At 66.9% G+C, this 16,158-nt stretch carries 14 protein-coding genes; all 14 read right to left on the minus strand.

Features of this window, described 5'->3' with window-relative positions:
* Positions 1–5 precede the first annotated feature (5 nt).
* The 14 genes from ACQ4OD_RS08150 to ACQ4OD_RS08215 are packed head-to-tail and all read right to left on the minus strand — an operon-like array spanning position 6 to position 15,952.
* A complete protein-coding gene (locus tag ACQ4OD_RS08150) occupies positions 6–695 on the minus strand; it encodes a GNAT family N-acetyltransferase (protein ID WP_139670948.1) in 690 nt (229 codons plus the stop codon).
* 34 nt (positions 696–729) lie between these two features.
* Positions 730–2,640 (minus strand): hypothetical protein, encoded by a 1,911-nt coding sequence (locus ACQ4OD_RS08155; protein ID WP_430944141.1) that lies wholly within the window; start codon positions 2,638–2,640, stop codon positions 730–732.
* Positions 2,637–3,941 carry an oligosaccharide flippase family protein gene (locus ACQ4OD_RS08160; RefSeq protein WP_139670952.1) on the minus strand — a complete coding sequence of 435 codons (1,305 nt, stop codon included), beginning with the start codon at positions 3,939–3,941 and terminating at the stop codon, positions 2,637–2,639. The genes ACQ4OD_RS08155 and ACQ4OD_RS08160 overlap by 4 nt, the downstream gene beginning before the upstream one ends.
* Entirely contained in the window at positions 3,941–4,948 is a 1,008-nt protein-coding gene (locus tag ACQ4OD_RS08165; protein WP_430944142.1) for a polysaccharide deacetylase family protein, read from the minus strand. Before ACQ4OD_RS08165 ends, ACQ4OD_RS08160 begins: the two co-directional genes overlap by 1 nt.
* A gap of 9 nt (positions 4,949–4,957) precedes the next feature.
* A complete protein-coding gene (locus ACQ4OD_RS08170) occupies positions 4,958–6,094 on the minus strand; it encodes a glycosyltransferase (RefSeq protein WP_198754568.1) in 1,137 nt (378 codons plus the stop codon).
* On the minus strand, positions 6,087–7,052 hold the full coding sequence (locus ACQ4OD_RS08175) for a glycosyltransferase (RefSeq protein WP_198754569.1): 966 nt from the start codon (positions 7,050–7,052) through the stop codon (positions 6,087–6,089). The genes ACQ4OD_RS08170 and ACQ4OD_RS08175 overlap by 8 nt, the downstream gene beginning before the upstream one ends.
* A complete protein-coding gene (locus ACQ4OD_RS08180; RefSeq protein ID WP_198754570.1) occupies positions 7,049–8,419 on the minus strand; it encodes an O-antigen ligase family protein in 1,371 nt (456 codons plus the stop codon). Before ACQ4OD_RS08180 ends, ACQ4OD_RS08175 begins: the two co-directional genes overlap by 4 nt.
* Entirely contained in the window at positions 8,416–9,522 is a 1,107-nt protein-coding gene (locus ACQ4OD_RS08185) for a glycosyltransferase family 4 protein (protein WP_232967994.1), read from the minus strand. The genes ACQ4OD_RS08180 and ACQ4OD_RS08185 overlap by 4 nt, the downstream gene beginning before the upstream one ends.
* Positions 9,519–11,093, minus strand: coding sequence for a GumC family protein (locus tag ACQ4OD_RS08190; protein ID WP_198754571.1), 1,575 nt, complete (start codon positions 11,091–11,093; stop codon positions 9,519–9,521). The genes ACQ4OD_RS08185 and ACQ4OD_RS08190 overlap by 4 nt, the downstream gene beginning before the upstream one ends.
* A gap of 14 nt (positions 11,094–11,107) precedes the next feature.
* Positions 11,108–12,127, minus strand: a complete 1,020-nt coding sequence (locus tag ACQ4OD_RS08195) for a polysaccharide biosynthesis/export family protein (RefSeq protein WP_198754572.1) — start codon at positions 12,125–12,127, stop codon at positions 11,108–11,110.
* Positions 12,128–12,149: 22 nt separating this feature from the next.
* Entirely contained in the window at positions 12,150–12,797 is a 648-nt protein-coding gene (locus ACQ4OD_RS08200) for a CpsD/CapB family tyrosine-protein kinase (protein WP_102682284.1), read from the minus strand.
* 1 nt (position 12,798) lies between these two features.
* Entirely contained in the window at positions 12,799–13,545 is a 747-nt protein-coding gene (locus tag ACQ4OD_RS08205; protein ID WP_046855782.1) for a sugar transferase, read from the minus strand.
* Positions 13,542–14,606 (minus strand): NAD-dependent epimerase, encoded by a 1,065-nt coding sequence (locus ACQ4OD_RS08210; RefSeq protein ID WP_430944143.1) that lies wholly within the window; start codon positions 14,604–14,606, stop codon positions 13,542–13,544. The genes ACQ4OD_RS08205 and ACQ4OD_RS08210 overlap by 4 nt, the downstream gene beginning before the upstream one ends.
* Positions 14,603–15,952 carry a UDP-glucose dehydrogenase family protein gene (locus ACQ4OD_RS08215; RefSeq protein WP_139670965.1) on the minus strand — a complete coding sequence of 450 codons (1,350 nt, stop codon included), beginning with the start codon at positions 15,950–15,952 and terminating at the stop codon, positions 14,603–14,605. The genes ACQ4OD_RS08210 and ACQ4OD_RS08215 overlap by 4 nt, the downstream gene beginning before the upstream one ends.
* Positions 15,953–16,158 lie beyond the last annotated feature (206 nt).

Raw genomic sequence — 16,158 nt, forward strand, 5'->3', positions numbered from 1 at the left:
GGGGGTCAGCCCGCCGTGGCCGAGGAGGCCGGAGCCTCCGGCTTGCGCAACGGCTCGAGTCGCGAGGCGGTGTAGCGGCTTTCGCGGAAGAACTTCCAGCGGCCAAACAGGCAGTACACGTTCATGATCCGTCCTTGTTCCTGATAACCCATGCGCAGGTGCAGCTTGAGCGCCGGAATATTGTGCTGCTCGCACACGTCCACCACCTTGGTGCAGCCCTGTGCGGCCATGGCCTTCCACAGTTCCAGCTGCAGGTCCACCGACAGCTCGGTACCCCAGTATTTGCGGATCAGCTCGCCGCCGAACTCGAAGAACTCCCCCGGCCCGACCGGGAACCAGCAACCGTAGTAGTGACGGTCGTGGTAATGGCGGCTGCTGCCCCAGATGAATGCCACGGCGTCGTTGTCGTCGTCGAGGAACATCAACCCGGTATGGCCTTCGGCGGCCAGCTCGCGCATGGTCTCGACGCGGTCGCCGAAGTGGCGGGCGAAGGCGCGCACGTTATGCACGGTGATGTGCTCGACCCGCAAGGTGCCGTAGGGCTTGAGCCGGTGCGGCGGCACCGGGCTGACCAGGTCGCGCTCCATCCACAACAGTTCCCAATGATAGAAGACGTAATGCCGGAAGGCGCTACGGCAGGTGTCTCGCAGTCCCTTGCGCTTGATGCGGTCCTGGATCTTGGTGAATGCAGTCATGGTGCCTCCTGGGCATGGCTGATCGAGGTGCGTCTCATGACGCGCTCCAGGTCAGGGCGAATACGGTCTGCCCTGGCAGTTGAAAATGGATCTGGCCATCGGTGCAGCTGAAGCTGGCGCGGCGGCTCTGGTTGTCGGGGCCGAACAGTTCGAGCTGGCCGTTGGGGCAGCCGCCGAGGGTCAGCGCCACCTGCTGCAGGCGCTCGGCCTTGTTCACCCCCAGCAGGCTGCGCTGGTGCTGGCGGGCCATGGCCAGGGCGTCGACCTCGAAGGCGTCGTTGTCCAGGGCCAGCACCTGGTCCAGCCAGTGGCGCTGGATGAACTGCTGGGCCAGGCCTACCGGCTTGAGTTCGTAGCGCTGGCCGCCGGCATCGCGCAGCATGCCCTTGGGCCATTCGGGCTCGTCGGCGACATGGAACCAGTTGAGCATGTCGAGCAGGCCGTCACTGGCGGCGTTGATCACCACCGAGGCCCACCACAAGCCGGCGTAGTGGGTGTTCTGCTCGTAGGGGCTCAGGCTCGAGCCGCTGGACAGGTTTGTCTGGTCCAGCAGCAGCGCCTTGCGCGGCCGCCCTTGGCCATCCAGGCCCACCAGCGCGGCAGCCTGGCGCACGCTGTCGCGGTAGCTGCGGGTGGCGAGCAGGTCGCGGACCATCCATTCGTGCCACGCCAGGGCGTCGATCTGCGCGCCTTGCTCGGCCAGCAGGCGCCGCGCCCAGTCGATGCCGCGGCGCTGCTTGCCGTCGTCGGTGAAAGGCCCGCCGAGCAGGCGCGAGGAGGCCGGCATGGCGATACGCACGCCGGCCTCGTAGGCACCGGGATACTCGCGCACGCGTTTGGCCATGGCCTGGAAGAAATCGCGGTAGCTGGCGTAGTCGCGGTAGTTGAGATTCGGCTCGTCGGCGAAGGCCAGGTAGTGAGTGCCCTTGCCGCCCAGGGCTTTGGTCGCCTCGAGCCAGGCGCTCAGCCCGTCGGTGCTGGTACGGTCGCTGCGCAGGTCGGCGACCCGGGCGCTGCCAGCCAGCAGGGTGATGTCCTGGAGAATGCCGAAGCGCTGCTGATAGAGCTTGCGCCAGGCGTTTTCGAAGTCCGGCTGGCGTTGCAGTACGTCGACGAAACTGTAGAAGCCGGCGGCCTGGGGGCGCAGGGCGTCCAGCGCGGCAAAGCTCGAGGCTGGTGGCAGCACGTAGGGCAGGGCGACGCCCAGCCGTGGGGTGGGGCCGAGGACCTTGTCACCCAAGGCAAGGGTTACCTGGCCCGGCAGTTGTGGCAGCTCGCCCAGGTCGGCGGCGCGCTGGGCGAACAGGTTGGCGCTGCCGTCGAGCCAGAACGCCGCCTTGCCGCTGCCCTGCAGGCCCAGTCGCCAGATCTCGTCACGGCCGCTGGCGGGCAGCGCCTGTTGATCGAAGCGCCAGTAGGTACGGTAGGGCTTGAGTGGTAGCTGGATGCGCCGGCCATCGCTCAGGCGTTCGGCGAACAGGCCATGCACGCCGCCGTGGTGCTTGCCGGCCAATACCGCCTGCTCGCCGGCCTTGACCCGGAAATACAGGCTAACGCCTGGCCCGACTTCAGCGCTGAAGTGCACCTTTGCCGGGGCGAACAGCGCGCGGGTGCTGTTGTCGTGCTGGATGCGATAGTCACGGAAGCTGTAGCCGGGCACCTCCAGGCGATAAGCGCCGCCGCCCGCCGCCAACGGCCAGCGTTGCTCGCCGCGCACCTGCGCGGCTTCGATCCGCCGGTTGCCGGCCAGGCGGCCCTGGCCGTCCAGCAGGTACAGACGCTCGGCGTTGGCATCGGCCTGCCAGGCGGGCTGCCACTGGATACGCAGTTCGTCGGCGCGGTCGGGGAGTAGGTACAGGCTGCCGTCGCGGATGTCCGCCCACTGCACCGGCGCGGCGAACACGCCCTGCGCCAAGAGCGCGCCGCACAGCAAGGCGGCCTTCATGCCGCCCTCCGTTGCAGCATCTGGCGCAGCGGCGTCAGGTCGGCGGGCAGGATGATCAGGGTCTGGCCCAGCGGCACGCCGCTGAGGCGGCAGTACAGCACCAGCATCGTCACGGTGACCGCCAGGTAGGCGATGGACGAAGCCGCGGCCGCGCCGACGATTCCCCAGGCCGGAATGAGGAAGATGTTGAGCACCAGGTTCAGCGCGGCACCAGCGCCCATCATCAACGACACCGTGCCGGGACGGTTCTTGCCTAGCAGGTCCAGGCGCAAGATGCTGGCATAGCACAGTCCCAGCAGGCCCGGCAGCAACGCCAGCAGGGCCGGGTAGGCCGGGGCGTAGTCGGCGCCGAACAAGGTGACGATCAGCCAGTGGCCGATCAGCGCCATGCCCAGGCAGGCGCCGAGCATCACCGTGGCGGTCAGGCGCAGGGCCAGGGGAGTGATGCGCTCCATGCCGGCATCCTGCTGCAGCAGGCGCTTCATCAGCGGTGTGGTCACCGCCTCGGGGACGATCAGCAGCAGTTCGGCGGCGGCGCTGGCCATGGCGTAGTGGCCCAGGGCGGTGCTGCCGAGCAGCGCGCCGATGAACAGGTAGTCCGAGCGCAGGATCAACTGCTGGAACAACAGGTCGGGGTGGCTCTTGGCGCTGTAGCTGAGCAACTCACGCTGGCCACTGCGGTCCCAGCGCAGCGCCAGCGGGTACTGGCGGCGCAGCCACCACAGGCCCAGCGCCAGGACCAGGGCGATGCCGCACAGCCAGCTGATCAGCGCCGCTTCCAGCGCCTCGTCTCGCCACATCCAGAACAGCCCGAGGAACAGCAGCAGCGGCGCCAGCGACTCGGTCAGGCGCAGGGCGTTGAAGGCGCCGACGCCGCCGCTGGCGTTGTGCAGGGTCAGCAGGCCGCTCTTGAGCACGGTCATCGGCACCGCCAGCAGCAATAGCCAAGCCAGCAGGCCCAGTTGCATGGTGACTTCCAGGTTGGCGCCGAACTCGCGCACCAGGAACACGCAGGCCAGGGTCAGCACGCCGGCCAGCAGGCAACCGTAGACCAGCACCTGGGTCAGCAGCAGGCCCATGTCGCGCTGCTTGGCCGCCTGGTAGCCGACCGCGCTGTTCAGGCCGCCGCTGGTGGCGGCGCTGATCAGGTCGGGCAGGGTACTGAGCAGGGCGAACAGGCCGCGCTCGCTCGGCCCGAGGATGCGCGCCAGCAGCACGTTGCGCAGCAGGCGCAGGGCGATCATCGCAAGCTTGGTGCCCATGCTCAGCGCCAGGTGGCGCATATAGCTGTTGCGATTCATCAGCGTTCTCCACGACTGATGCGCCAGGCCAGCAGCGAGGGCCGGCTGGCATTGCGCTGGCTGACGCCGATGCGCGGCAGGGCCAGCGGATCGTCATGACCCTGGCAGATGCCCGGGCGGGTGCTCAGGGCGTAGGGGTAGCGATGCGCGGCGACCTGGGCACGCACGCGCTCGTCGTGGTCGCCGTTGGGGTAGCAGTACACCGGCAGCGGTGTGCGGCAGCCTTCGTTGAGTGCCGCATGGCTGCGGGTCAGTTCTTCGTTGAGGCGATGGTCGTCCAGGTAGGGCAGCAGGGCATGGCTGGCGCCATGCGGGCCGAAACGCACCAGGCCTGAGTCCTCCAGGGCGCGCACCTGCTGCCAGTCCATGGCCTGGGGCAGCGACTCTGTCGGGCAGGCGTCGGTCAGCACGTGCAGGGCCTGGGGGCTCAGGCTCTTGAGGGTCTGCAGGTAGCGCGCCAGCACCAGGCTGCGGGCCTTGCTGTGGTCGTGCATGAAGTAGGCCGCCGGTAACGGTCGGCCGAGTTTGCGCAGGCGTTCGATCAGTTGCCGCCGGGCCTCTTCGCCATGGCTGCCCCACAGTGTCTCGCCGACGCTTTCCCACCAGAAGCGCTGGCGGCTGCCGATGTAGTCGGTGGACAGGAAGATGCTTGCCGGCACCTGGTGACGCTGCAGCAGCGGGAAGGCGTTGACGGCGTTGTCGCGCCAGCCGTCGTCGAAGGTCAGGGCTACCTTGGGGCGGCAGTCGGCGCGGGGTTCCTCGTGGCTCTGCAGCAGGTCCATGAGGCTGACGCAATCGAAATGCCGGGGCAGCCAGCGCAGCAAGCCCTCGAAGGCCCGCGGGCCGACGCACAGCTCGTTGCGGTGGGGCAGCGCGGCGCTGGCGTCATCGGCCAGCACCCGGTGCAGCATGAGGATCACCCCGGCGCCACGCAGCTCGGCGCGTCCGCGTGGCGAGTTGAAATAGAACCAGCCGCTGGCCTGCTTGATGTGGGTCTTGATCGGCATGTCCGTCGCTCATCGATTCTGGTCGGGGTTCCATTGGCTGTAGCTGTGCCCGCGCAGGAACTGCCACAGGCCCACGCTCATGCCGGCGAGGGTGACCAGCACGAAGGCGGCCAGGCGGAACGGGCGGGGCAAGCGCCGGCGGGCGTCGAGCAGGCCGGCGATGGCGGCGGCGTAGCCGAGCAGTTGCAGGGCCAGGGTCAGGCGGTAGAAACCGGGCTCGGCGGCCAGCCACAGGTTGGCCAGCAACAGCGGCAGCAGCAGTACCGGGGCCAGGCGGCGGATCAGCTTGTGGCTGATCAGGGCGATGGCGTACAGGCCGTGGCGCGCCGGATTGAGCAGCTCGCGGCGGGCGGCCAGGCTCAGCAGGCCACCGACGGTGACGCGCTGGCGGCGGCGGAACTGCTTGTCGGCCTCGTCGACGCCCTGATCGAGCACCACCGCCTCGGGCACATAGACGATGCGCAGGCCTGCGGCCGGTGCGCAGGTGCTGATGAAGAAGTCGTCGTTGACCTGTTTCGGGATTGGCTGGTACAGCCCCCGGCGCAGGGCCAGCAGGGCGCCGTCGGCCGAGACCATGCAGCCGGTGCGGTTCTCCACCTTGCGCACCCAGGCTTCGTAGTGGCGGTACAGGCTGTCGCCGATGCTCAGGCCCTTGCCCGGGTCGGGAATGATCATGTGCCCTGCAGTGCCGCCGACCTGCACGTCGGCGAAGGGGGCGAGCAGCAGGCCGAGGGTGTCGGTCGACCACTGGTTATCGGCGTCGGTGAACACCAGCAGGTCGCCCGTGCACACCTGCACGGCACTGTTCAACGCACCGGCCTTGCCCAGGCGTGGCAGGTCCAGCACCTGCACCCGGAGGTCGCCCAGGCCACGGGCCAAGGCCACGGTGCGGTCGCTGGAGCCGTCGCTGGCCACCACCACCTGCAGCTCCGCGGCTGCGTAGTTCTGGCCGAGCACGCTGGCAAGCTTGGCTTCGATATGCCGCTCTTCGTTGTGCGCGGCGATCACCACACTGACCCGTTGCGCGGGCAACGGCATGGCGGTGCGACGGGCGAAGAACGGCGCAGCCAGGGTCAGCAGCAGCGGGTAGCCGACCCAGGCGTACAACGGCAGCAGCAGGCATAGCCAGAAAATGAACTCAGCCACGGGCGGGCCTCCTTGCGGTGCGGTTGAACAGGCTGAGGATGAAGGCCGCGCCGGCCAGGTGCAGGCGCAGCCAGTGCAGGCCCCAGAGTTGCAGCGTGAGCAGCGGGTCGCGGTGCCTGCGGCTCTGGCGCAGGCTGAGGAACAGCGCGGGCAGGGCGCTGACCAGCAGGAAGAACAGCGCGACATGAGGGAAGCCGTCGAGCAGCGCCGACAGGGCAACGGCATCCAGCACCCAGGCGCCCACCGAGAGCATCGGAAAACGCAGCAGGCGCAGGCTCACGCCATGGCTGCGCAGCAATTGCAGGTGGCTGCCCTGGCGCCACATCTCCTTGCCCAGCCACTCGCGCCAGTTGGCTTCATAACCCCAGTGCAGCACCGCAGGTTCGCGCAGCACGCGAAGGCGCGCGCCGGCTTCATGCAGGCGCAGGGTGAAGTCCTTGTCCTCGCCGGTGCGCAGGCGCTCATCGAAACCGCCGACCTGCTCGAACCAGTGGCGCCGCATCAACAAGTTGGGGGTGGGCAGCCAGGTACAGTCCTGCACTGTCTGCCCGGTGCGCAGGGTGCGCCGTTGCCAGGCCTGGGCGAACCAGGGCGCTTGGCGCGGGGTGTCGCAGTCCAGGGCGAAGACATCGCCTTCGCCTCTGCGTTGCAGGTCCAGCAGCAGGTCCAGCCAGTGTTCCGGGACCTCGATGTCGGCATCGAGGAAGGCCAGCCAGTCGCCTTGACTGGCGTTCACGCCGGCATTGCGCAGGGCGCCGATGGCCACGCCCGGCAGGCTCAGCACCTGGGCACCGTGGGCGCGGGCGATCGCCGGGCCGTCGTCACTGGAGCCGTTGTCCACCACGATCAGCTCGCAGGCCAGCCCGGCTGCGCTGGCCGAGCGCCGGGCGGCATCGAGGGTGCGGCCGATATGGCGGGCTTCGTTGAACATCGGGATGACGATACTCACCCGGCTCATCGGGCCACCTCCACGGGCTGCTGCTCACGCGCCTGGCCAAGCAGCACGCTGGACAGCGCCAGCATCAGCCACAGGTACTTGTGGCTCGGGGCGCTGAGGAACATCAGGAACAGGCCGATGGCGAGCATGCTCATGGTCAGGTGGGTCATCAGGTCGGCGCGGTCCGGGTCGCCGGCTGCGCGGAAGGCGGCGCGGGCCTGCCAGAAATTGCGCAGGGCCAGCACGATCATGCCGACGAACAGCAGCCCCGCCGGCAGGCCGACCTCGCTGAACAGCTCCAGGTAGGTATTGTGAGCGCGGCGGTAGAGGTCGGTGGTCTTGCTGTTGACCGGGGCAAAGGCCTTGGAGAAACCAGTGTCGGCATAGTGCAGCGGGAAGGTGCCGGGGCCGGTACCGAGCAGCGGGCTGTGGCTGATCATTTCCTTGCCCACCACCAGGTAGGAGGCGCGCCGGCCCAGCGATTCGTCCTGGTGGGCGTTGACCCCGGACTTGAGCAGCATCAGCGACTGGATGCGGTCGGCGTAGCCGGCGGGCATCAAGGCCACGCCCAGGGGCAGGACAATGGCCAGGCCAAGGATGGCGAAGCCCAGGTGGCGCGGGCGGATGCGCGTCAGCTGTTCGCGGTAGTTGTACAGCACGATGCCCAGGCTGATCAGCAATACCACCAGCCCCGAGCGCGACTCGGTCTTGGTCATGCCCACCAGCAGCAACACGCAGCAACCGGCCCAGAACAGCTTGACCGGGATCTGCCGCGCCTTGATCGCCAGCCATAGCCCCAGGGGCATGGCGATGGTGATCAGCAGAGCGAAGGCGTTGGGGTCGAGCATGGCCGAGGCGCGGCCCTGCTCCTGGTATTTGGTGGAGAAGATCGCGAACAGGCAGGTTACGCACACGCTGACGGTGATCAGCCGCGCCAGCAGCGGCAGGTTGAGGTCGCGACCGACCAGCAAGGTAATGACGAACACCACCAGGCCCACCAGCAGCTCACGCAAGTGCCCGCCCGACAGGGCCAGATCGTCGCTGGCCCACAGGCTCAGCAGGTACAGGGCCATGAACGGCAGCAGCAGGCGCCATTGATTGCTGCGCAGGCGCTCGCCGGGAAGTTGGCGCACTGCCAGTTGCAGGCTGAGGATCAGTACCAGGCCGATGCCCACCAGCTTGGCGCCGGACACCAGGCCGTCCTTGAGCAGCCCCTCCAGCGGCACCAGGGTGGCGATCACCAGCAGGCCCCAGGCCGGTTTGCGGTACAGCACCAGCACGCCGGCCAGGCCGATCACGCCGCCGGGCGCCAGGAACGGGTAGGGGCTGGCCAAGAGACCCAGGCTCAGCAAGGCCACCAGGGCCACCAGCGACAGGGGAATGATCATGCGACAACCTCCTCGGTCGTGCCTCGATACACCTGGGCCCAACGTTGTGCCAGGGTTGGCAGGTGGTAGCGTTGACGTTGAGTCTGGCGAGCCCGGGCAACCAGTTCGTCGGCCTGCTCGGGGTCTTGCAGCAGCGCTTCGAGATGCTCGCCCAGTTCGGTCGTGGCCAAGGGACGGGCGAGCAGGCCGTTGTGGCCGTGCTCGATGACGTCGGGGATGCCGCCCACACCGAAGGCCACCACCGGCACGCCATCCTGCATGGCTTCCAGCAGGATCATCGGCGTGCCTTCGGTGCGCGAGCTGATGACCAGGGCATCCAGCCGTTTCATCCAGCCGCGCATGTCGCGCTGGAAGCCCGGCAGGGTGATGCGCTCGCCCAGACCGGCAGCGTCGATGCGCTGTTGCAAGGCATCGCGTTCAGGGCCTTCGCCAAGCATCACGGCGTGGACCCGCGGTTGGCGTTGACACACCGGGATCAACGTGTCGAGGAACAGGTCGGGGCCTTTTTCGCTGGACAGCCGGCCAACGTAGGCGGCTAGCCAGGGGGCGCCGCCTGGCTGTGCCGCCCCCAGGCCATCCTTTGCCTGCGTTTCACAAATCTCGGGCAGCCCATTTGGAATCACCTGCAGCTTGGCCGCTGGCACCCCGGCATCGCGATGGATACGGGCAATGCTCTCGGCCACGCACACCACCGTGTCCACTGTCGGCGTGCGGCACAACTGCAGGCTCAGCCAGGTGTAGAAACGCTGTTTGCGGCTGCGCGGGGTAAAGCCATGCTGGGTGCTGACCATCGGCAGGCGCCACAGCGTGGCGCCGATCCAGCCGAACAGCTGGCCCTTGAAGTTATGACTGTTGACCAGTGGACGTTCGCCGCGCTGCGCGCCGAGCACCTTGAGCACCGCCCCCAGCCCGTGGCAGGTGTCGCACTCGACACCCGCCTCGCGAAAGCGCGCCACCAGGTCCGCCGGGGCATCGAGGAACAGCACCCGATGCCGGCCGGGGGTGGCCTGGCAGTGGTCCAGGAGCATGCGCTCGGCGCCATAGAACCCGCCGCTGCTCAGCAGGTGCAGGATCGGCCGGCCAGCGTGCAGCGCGGCGTTCAATTGCGCACCCAGTGCCACAGGCGTGGCAGCGACCAACTCTTGTGCGGGTTGGGCAGCGCCGGGGTCTGGTCGTTGATCACCAGCAGTACTGGCAGGCCCAGCTCGTGGCTGATCTGCGCCGGATGCTTGAAGCGGTGGTCGAAGAACTCCCTGACGTAGACCACGGCAATTGCCAGCAGCAGGCCGGTGACCAGGCCGAACGGAATGATCAGGCCAGGTTTCGGGAAGCTCGCCGCGGTGGGTTCGTAGGGGGCACTGAGGATGCGCGCGTTGGACTGGCTGCCATCGAGTAGGCCCTGGCCACGGCTTTCCTCGTAGCGCTGGGCGTAGGTGGAGAAGGCCTTGTGCAGGGCATCGATCTCGGTGTCCAGCTGCCGGGTCTTGCTCTGGGTCTCGCGCAACTGGAGGATGCGCTTGCTGTAGTCGGCGATGCGCTGGGTCTTCTGCTCGATCACCTGCTGGGTCACGGCCAGGTCCTGCTGGCGTTCACGGATGCGGTTCTCGACGATCTTGAGGAACTGCGCGCGCAACTGGGCAATCTGCTGGCGGGCCATGACCATCTGGTCGGAGCCTGGCTGGAACACCGTGGCGTCACCGTTGTAGCGGGCCAGCTGGGTGGTCAGCTGCTCGCCGAGCTGCTTGATCTCGCGGTCTTCGAAGGCGACGTTGTCGACCGTGGTGGTGAAGGTGTAGGGGAAAGCGTAGTCGGCCATCTTCGCCTTGTTGGCCGCGGCCAGGCTGCTCTGCAGGTAGTCCAGCCACTTCTGGTTCTGCAGCTGGCGGTCACGTTGCAGGTTGAGCGCCTGCTCTTCGGTGTTGATAGCGTTGAGGCGGAAGGTGATCTCCTCCTTCGGATCCGACGAGCCGATGGCGGTGAGCAGGCCCAGGCGCTGGCTTTCCAGGTCGCCCAGGCGGGCCTGGTAGTGCAGCTTCTTCTGCTCGTAGAAGGCTTCGGGCAGTTCATTGGACTGCAGGTCCTGGCGGTTGGCCAGGAAGTTCTCCAGCAGGCGGCTGACGAACAGCGTGCCCAGCTTCGCGTCATTGGCGCTGTAGGTGATGGAAATCACGTTGGAGCCGGGCAGGGTCTCGACCTTGAGGTCCTTGACGGCCTGGTCGGTGAGGGTGTCGAGCTGGGTGTCGCGATCGTCCGCCACGGCATTGCCGAACAGCCGGTGCAGGGGCTCGATCACCGTGTGACGCAGCGGGTCGAGCACGGTGCGCCGCAGCAGGCCGGGCTCGTCCGGATAGTGGCCTTCCTTGCGCAGCTCGCCGATGGTCTGGCGGATCAGGGTTGGCGAGCGCAGGATGTTGCTCTCGGTCTCCATGTCGGCCAGCGACGGCGGGATGAACTGGTCGGCCTGCTGGCTGAGCGCCGAGGTGGTGTCGCTCTGCGAGAGTTTCTTGGACTGCACGATGACTTCGGCGGTGATGTCGTAGCTCTGCTTGAGCACCAGCGGCAACAGCACGGCGATCACCGCGAACACCAGGAACACCCGTTTCACCAACTGGCGGTTGGCGAAGAAGATGCGGAAGAACTCATGCACATAGTTTTCTTTCGGTTGCGTAGTCATGGTCCGTCCCCCGGTCAGTCGTTGCTTTCTTTATTGTCGACGCGGTAGCTGAAACTGAAGCCGAAGCCCTGGAACAGCACCACGTCGGCCAGTTGCCGGGACAGCTCGGCGGCGCTGGCCAGCTTGGTCTTGGGCACGTAGAGCATGTCTTCGGGCTGCAGGTAGGCGAGTTTCTGGCTGCCGCCGGAGAGCGCCTGGTCGACGTCGTAGTTGACCGCATGCACGGTGTTGCCCTCGCGACGCATGATCACCACCGAACCGAGCTTGGCCTTGAGGGTCGGGCCGCGGGCCAGGGTCAGCGCCTCGAGCACGGAGATCGGGCGGCGGATCTGGAAGGCGCCGGGCTGGCCGACTTCGCCGAGCACGTAGATCTCGTTGGCGGCGGTGGACTTGAGCAGCACATCCACGCTCATGCGCCCTGGCAACGTGGCGTAGCGCTCGTTGAGGTAGTCGCGCAGTTGGTTGACGGTCATGCCCTGCAGCGGCACCGAGCCGATTTCCGGGAAGGTGGCGCGGCCGTCGTTGCCCACGGTGATGTCGCGGCTCATGCCGGTGCCGGGGTGGCTGAGGGCGTTCTTCAGGTTGACCTCGTCGGTCATTGGGCTCATCACCCGCACGGTGACCTGGTCACGGTTGGGCTTGAACACCCGCTTGTCCTGGTAGGCCTGGCGGATGGCGCTCTCGGCTTCGCCGGGGGTCATGCCCTCGACGCGCACCGCGGCGTTGGTGCTGGGCAGGGTGATGGTGCCGTCGGGCTGCACCAGCTGGTTGCCGTTCAAGCCGCTGGCGGCCATGAAGTTCAGGTCCAGGGTGTCGCCGGACTGGATCCGGTAGGCCCCGGCCGAGCGGTTGCTGACATGGAAAATCACTTCCAGCACGTCCTGCGGGCGTAGTACCTGTTCGCGGCGGGCGACTTCGGTGGCCTGGCTTTCGGCGGGAGGCGCGGTGAGGATCTGCACCGGCATCTCGCGGTTTTCCTGGCTGGCGCAGCCGGCCAGGGCCAGTACGCACAGGGCAATCGAGGGATATCTCATGGCGTTCATCCTGTGCGGCCTCTCAGAGATTTTCGTACAGCCACTTGGGCATGTAGTACTTGCGCTTGTTGAACACGCTGCCGATCAATCGCGCGCCGGCCTGGGTCAGGCGCTGGCTGGCGGCCTGGGCCACCTCCCAGCGGGTCTCCTCGGCGCACACGACCAGGATCACGCCGTCGACCAAGGTACCGATTACCAGGCTGTCGGCGCTGGCATAGATGGCTTCGCCGTCGATCACCACGAAACGGTACTGGTTGCTCAACTGGTTCAGCAGTACGCGCAACTGCTCGTGGTCGAGGCGGTCGCGGCCGCGCTTCCAGGTGCCCACCGGGAGCACGTCGAACGGCTGGTCGGACAGGCGCACGATGCAGTCCTGGGCCAGCGGCGGGGTGTCCTGGTTGAACAGCAGGTCACTGTAGCCGCGCAGCTTGGCCAGGCCGAGCTGTTGGCTGAGGCCGCCGGGGCTGAGGCTGGCATCGATCAGCAGCACGTTGCCCGCACTCATGAGGGCCAGTTGGCTGGCGAAGGCCAGGGCGCTGGTGCTGGTGCCGCTGCCGGTGTTGGCCGCGGTCAGCAGCAGGGTGCGCTGGTCGAGGTCGAGCACGGTGGCGGTCAGGTTGGTCTCGCTTGGGGTAGCGATCGTCAGGCTTCTTGAGGATGAACCGTCCATCTCAGCTTGCTCCGTGGCCAGTGAAGACTTTGAACGGGGTCTTGAGCAGGATCTTCAGGTCCAGCATCAGGCTCTGTTCGTTGATGTAACTCAGGTCCAGCTCCACCCGTTGGTCGAAGTCGATGTTGCTGCGCCCGGAGATCTGCCACAGGCCGGTCATGCCCGGGTAGATCGACAGCCGCGCCAGGTGGTTGTCGTGGTAGCGGTAGGCGTTGAATGAAGTGGGGCGCGGGCCGACCAGGCGCATATCGCCGGTGACCACGTTGATCAGGTTGGGCAGCTCGTCCAGGCTGCTTCTGCGCAACCAGCCGCCGACCGAGGTGATGCGCGGATCCTTGTCGATCTTGAAGTCGATGGCATCGGCGCCGTGCTTGTTCAGGTGGCGCACCGAATCCTTCAACGCCTCGGCGTTCGCCACCATCGTGCGGAACTTGAACATGCCGAAGGCGCGGCCGCGGTAGCCGGTGCGCTTCTGCACGAAGAACACCGGACCTGGACTGGACTGCTTGATCAGCAGCGCCAGCACCAGGAACAGCGGCGACAGCAGCAGCAGCAGGGTCAGCGCGGCCAGGCACGACAGCACGCGGTTGGTGCGCGAAAGGGTCCAGGGGCGACCACCGACGCGGCCGGTGATCCAGCCGCGGCCCTGCATGTGGATGGCGGCATCAATGCGCTGTCGGTGCGCCGGGTCCATGCGTTTGTCCTGGTACAGCGCCTGCAGTTGTGCGCTCTTGGGTTGTCCTGTCATACCGCCCTCCGTTGATCTGGCTGCTCACCCGTGGGCGCCGCTTCGCTGGCGGCGGGCGAGTAGTAGCTCTTGAACCAGGCGACGAAGCGCCTGAGCCCCTCATCGAGGCCTATCTGTGGGGTGAATCCGGTGACCCTGGCCAGGGCGCTGGCATCGGCGCAGGTGGCCAGGACATCGCCTGGTTGCAGCGGCAGCAGTTCGATCACCGCGTTGCGCTGCAGGTGTTTCTCCAGGAGCGCCAGGTAGTCGAGCAGCTCCACCGGACGCTGCCCGCCGATGTTGTACAGCCGCCACGGCGCGTGGCTGCTGGCCGGATCCGGGGTTAGCGCATTCCACTGCGGGTCGGCGACCGGGGGCAGGGGGATCAGCCGCACCAGGCTCTCGACGATGTCGTCGATATAGGTGAAATCGCGCTGGTGGCGGCCATGGTTGAACAGCTGGATCGGCCTGCCTTCGCTGATCGCCCGGGCGAACTGCATCGGCGACATGTCCGGGCGGCCCCAGGGGCCGTACACGGTAAAGAAGCGCAGGCCGCTGCAGGGAATGCCGTACAAGTGGCTGTAGCTGTGGGCCATGGCCTCGTTGGCCTTCTTGGTGGCGGCATACAGCGACAGCGGGTGGTCCACGGCGTCTTCGACCCGATACGGCGTTTGCTGATTGGCGCCGTACACCGAACTGGACGAGGCGTACAGCAGGTGCTGGACCGGGTGCCGGCGGCAGCCTTCGAGCACGTTGAGGAAACCGGCCAGGTTGCTGTCCAGGTAAACCTGCGGGTTCTGCAGCGAGTAGCGCACACCGGCCTGGGCGGCCAGGTGCACGACCACGTCCGGGCGTTCGCTGGCGAACAGCCGGGCCATGCCGTCGCGGTCGCCCAGGTCCAGGCAGTGCAGCGGGAAATCGCCCGCTGTCTGGCGTACCCAGTGCACGCGGGCATGCTTGAGCGACGGCTCGTAGTAGTCGTTGAAGTTGTCCAGCCCCACCACCTGATGCCCCTCGAGCAACAGCTGGCGGCAGGTATGGGCGCCGATGAAACCGGCCGCGCCGGTGACCAGCACTTTCATGGCGCATCCGCCTGCGGGCTGACCTGGCGCAGGCCGATGCCGCTGTAGTGCAGGCCGTGGGCCGCCACCTGTTCAGGGTTGTACAGGTTGCGGCCATCGACGATCACCCGCGCGCGCAGCTTGCTGGCCAGCATCGAGAAGTCCACTACTCGGAAGTTTTTCCACTCGGTGCAGATCACCAGGGCGTCGGCGTCCTGCAAGGTGTCGTCGCGGGTGGCGCACAGTTGCAGGTCGTCGCGGTAGCCGTACAGGCGCCGGCATTCGTCCATGGCTTCGGGGTCATAGGCGCGCACCGTGGCGCCTTCGGCCCACAGCGCTTCCATCAGGTAGCGGCTGGGCGCTTCGCGCATGTCGTCGGTGTTGGGTTTGAAGGCAAGCCCCCACAGGGCGATGGACTTGCCCGCCAGGCCGCCGAGGCGCTGCTTGAGCTTGGCGAAGAGGATGCGCCGCTGCTGATCGTTGACCTCGCTGACACTCTGCAGCAGGCGCAGCGGCATGCCGCTGTGCGCGGCGGTGTGCAGCAGGGCCTTGATGTCCTTGGGGAAGCACGAACCGCCAAAGCCGCAGCCGGGGTAGATGAAGTGGTAGCCGATGCGCGGGTCGGAACCGATGCCGCGGCGTACCGCCTCGATATCGGCGCCCAGGTGTTCGCTGAGGTTGGCCAGCTCGTTCATGAAGCTGATGCGGGTGGCGAGCATGGCGTTGGCGGCGTACTTGGTCAGTTCGGCGCTGCGGTTGTCCATGAACATCAGTTTTTCGTGGTTGCGGCAGAACGGCGCGTACAGTTCGGCCAACTGGTCATGGGCGACCTCGTCGAGGGTACCGACGATGATGCGGTCCGGGCGCATGCAATCGGCCAGGGCGCTGCCTTCCTTGAGAAACTCGGGGTTGGACACCACGCGTACTTGCAACTGACCCTTGCCCAGGCGCTGCAACTCGTCGCGGGCCAGGGCCATGACCTGGTCGGCGGTGCCCACCGGCACGGTGGACTTGATGATCAGGGTATGGTCGGTCTCCATCAGCGCGGCGATCTGCCGGGTGACGTTGAGCACATGGGTCAGGTCGGCCGAACCGTCCTCGTCGGGCGGGGTGCCCACGGCGATGAAGATCAGCTCGGCATGGCTGACGGCGTCGCTGGCCTGGGTGCTGAACAGCAGGCGACCTTCCTTGATGTTGTCCTCGAGCAAGTCCGACAGGCCCGGCTCGCTGATCGGCGGCACACCCTGGCGTAACTGGTTGATCTTGTGGGTATCGACATCCACGCACAGTACCCGGTGACCTACGTCCGCCAGTGCTGCTGCCTGTACCAGTCCGACATAACCGGTGCCAAAAACGCTCACGTCCATGCGCGGTGCCTCGAATGGATGAGTAAGGGAGATGAAACAGTGGTGTGAATTGGGTATAGCTCAGCCCGGTGGAATTGCGTCAAAGCAATGGCATGTTTCGTCGCATTTACAGAGTCCAACGCAACGGGCCTTCTGCCACCAACCCGTTTCCAATCCGTGTGTTAGCGAACATAGCTAGTGGCAATTGGCCGTTCGGCGAGCCGATG

Origin of the sequence: Pseudomonas sp. WC1 (assembly GCF_050586565.1) — a bacterium.
Taxonomy (GTDB): domain Bacteria; phylum Pseudomonadota; class Gammaproteobacteria; order Pseudomonadales; family Pseudomonadaceae; genus Aquipseudomonas.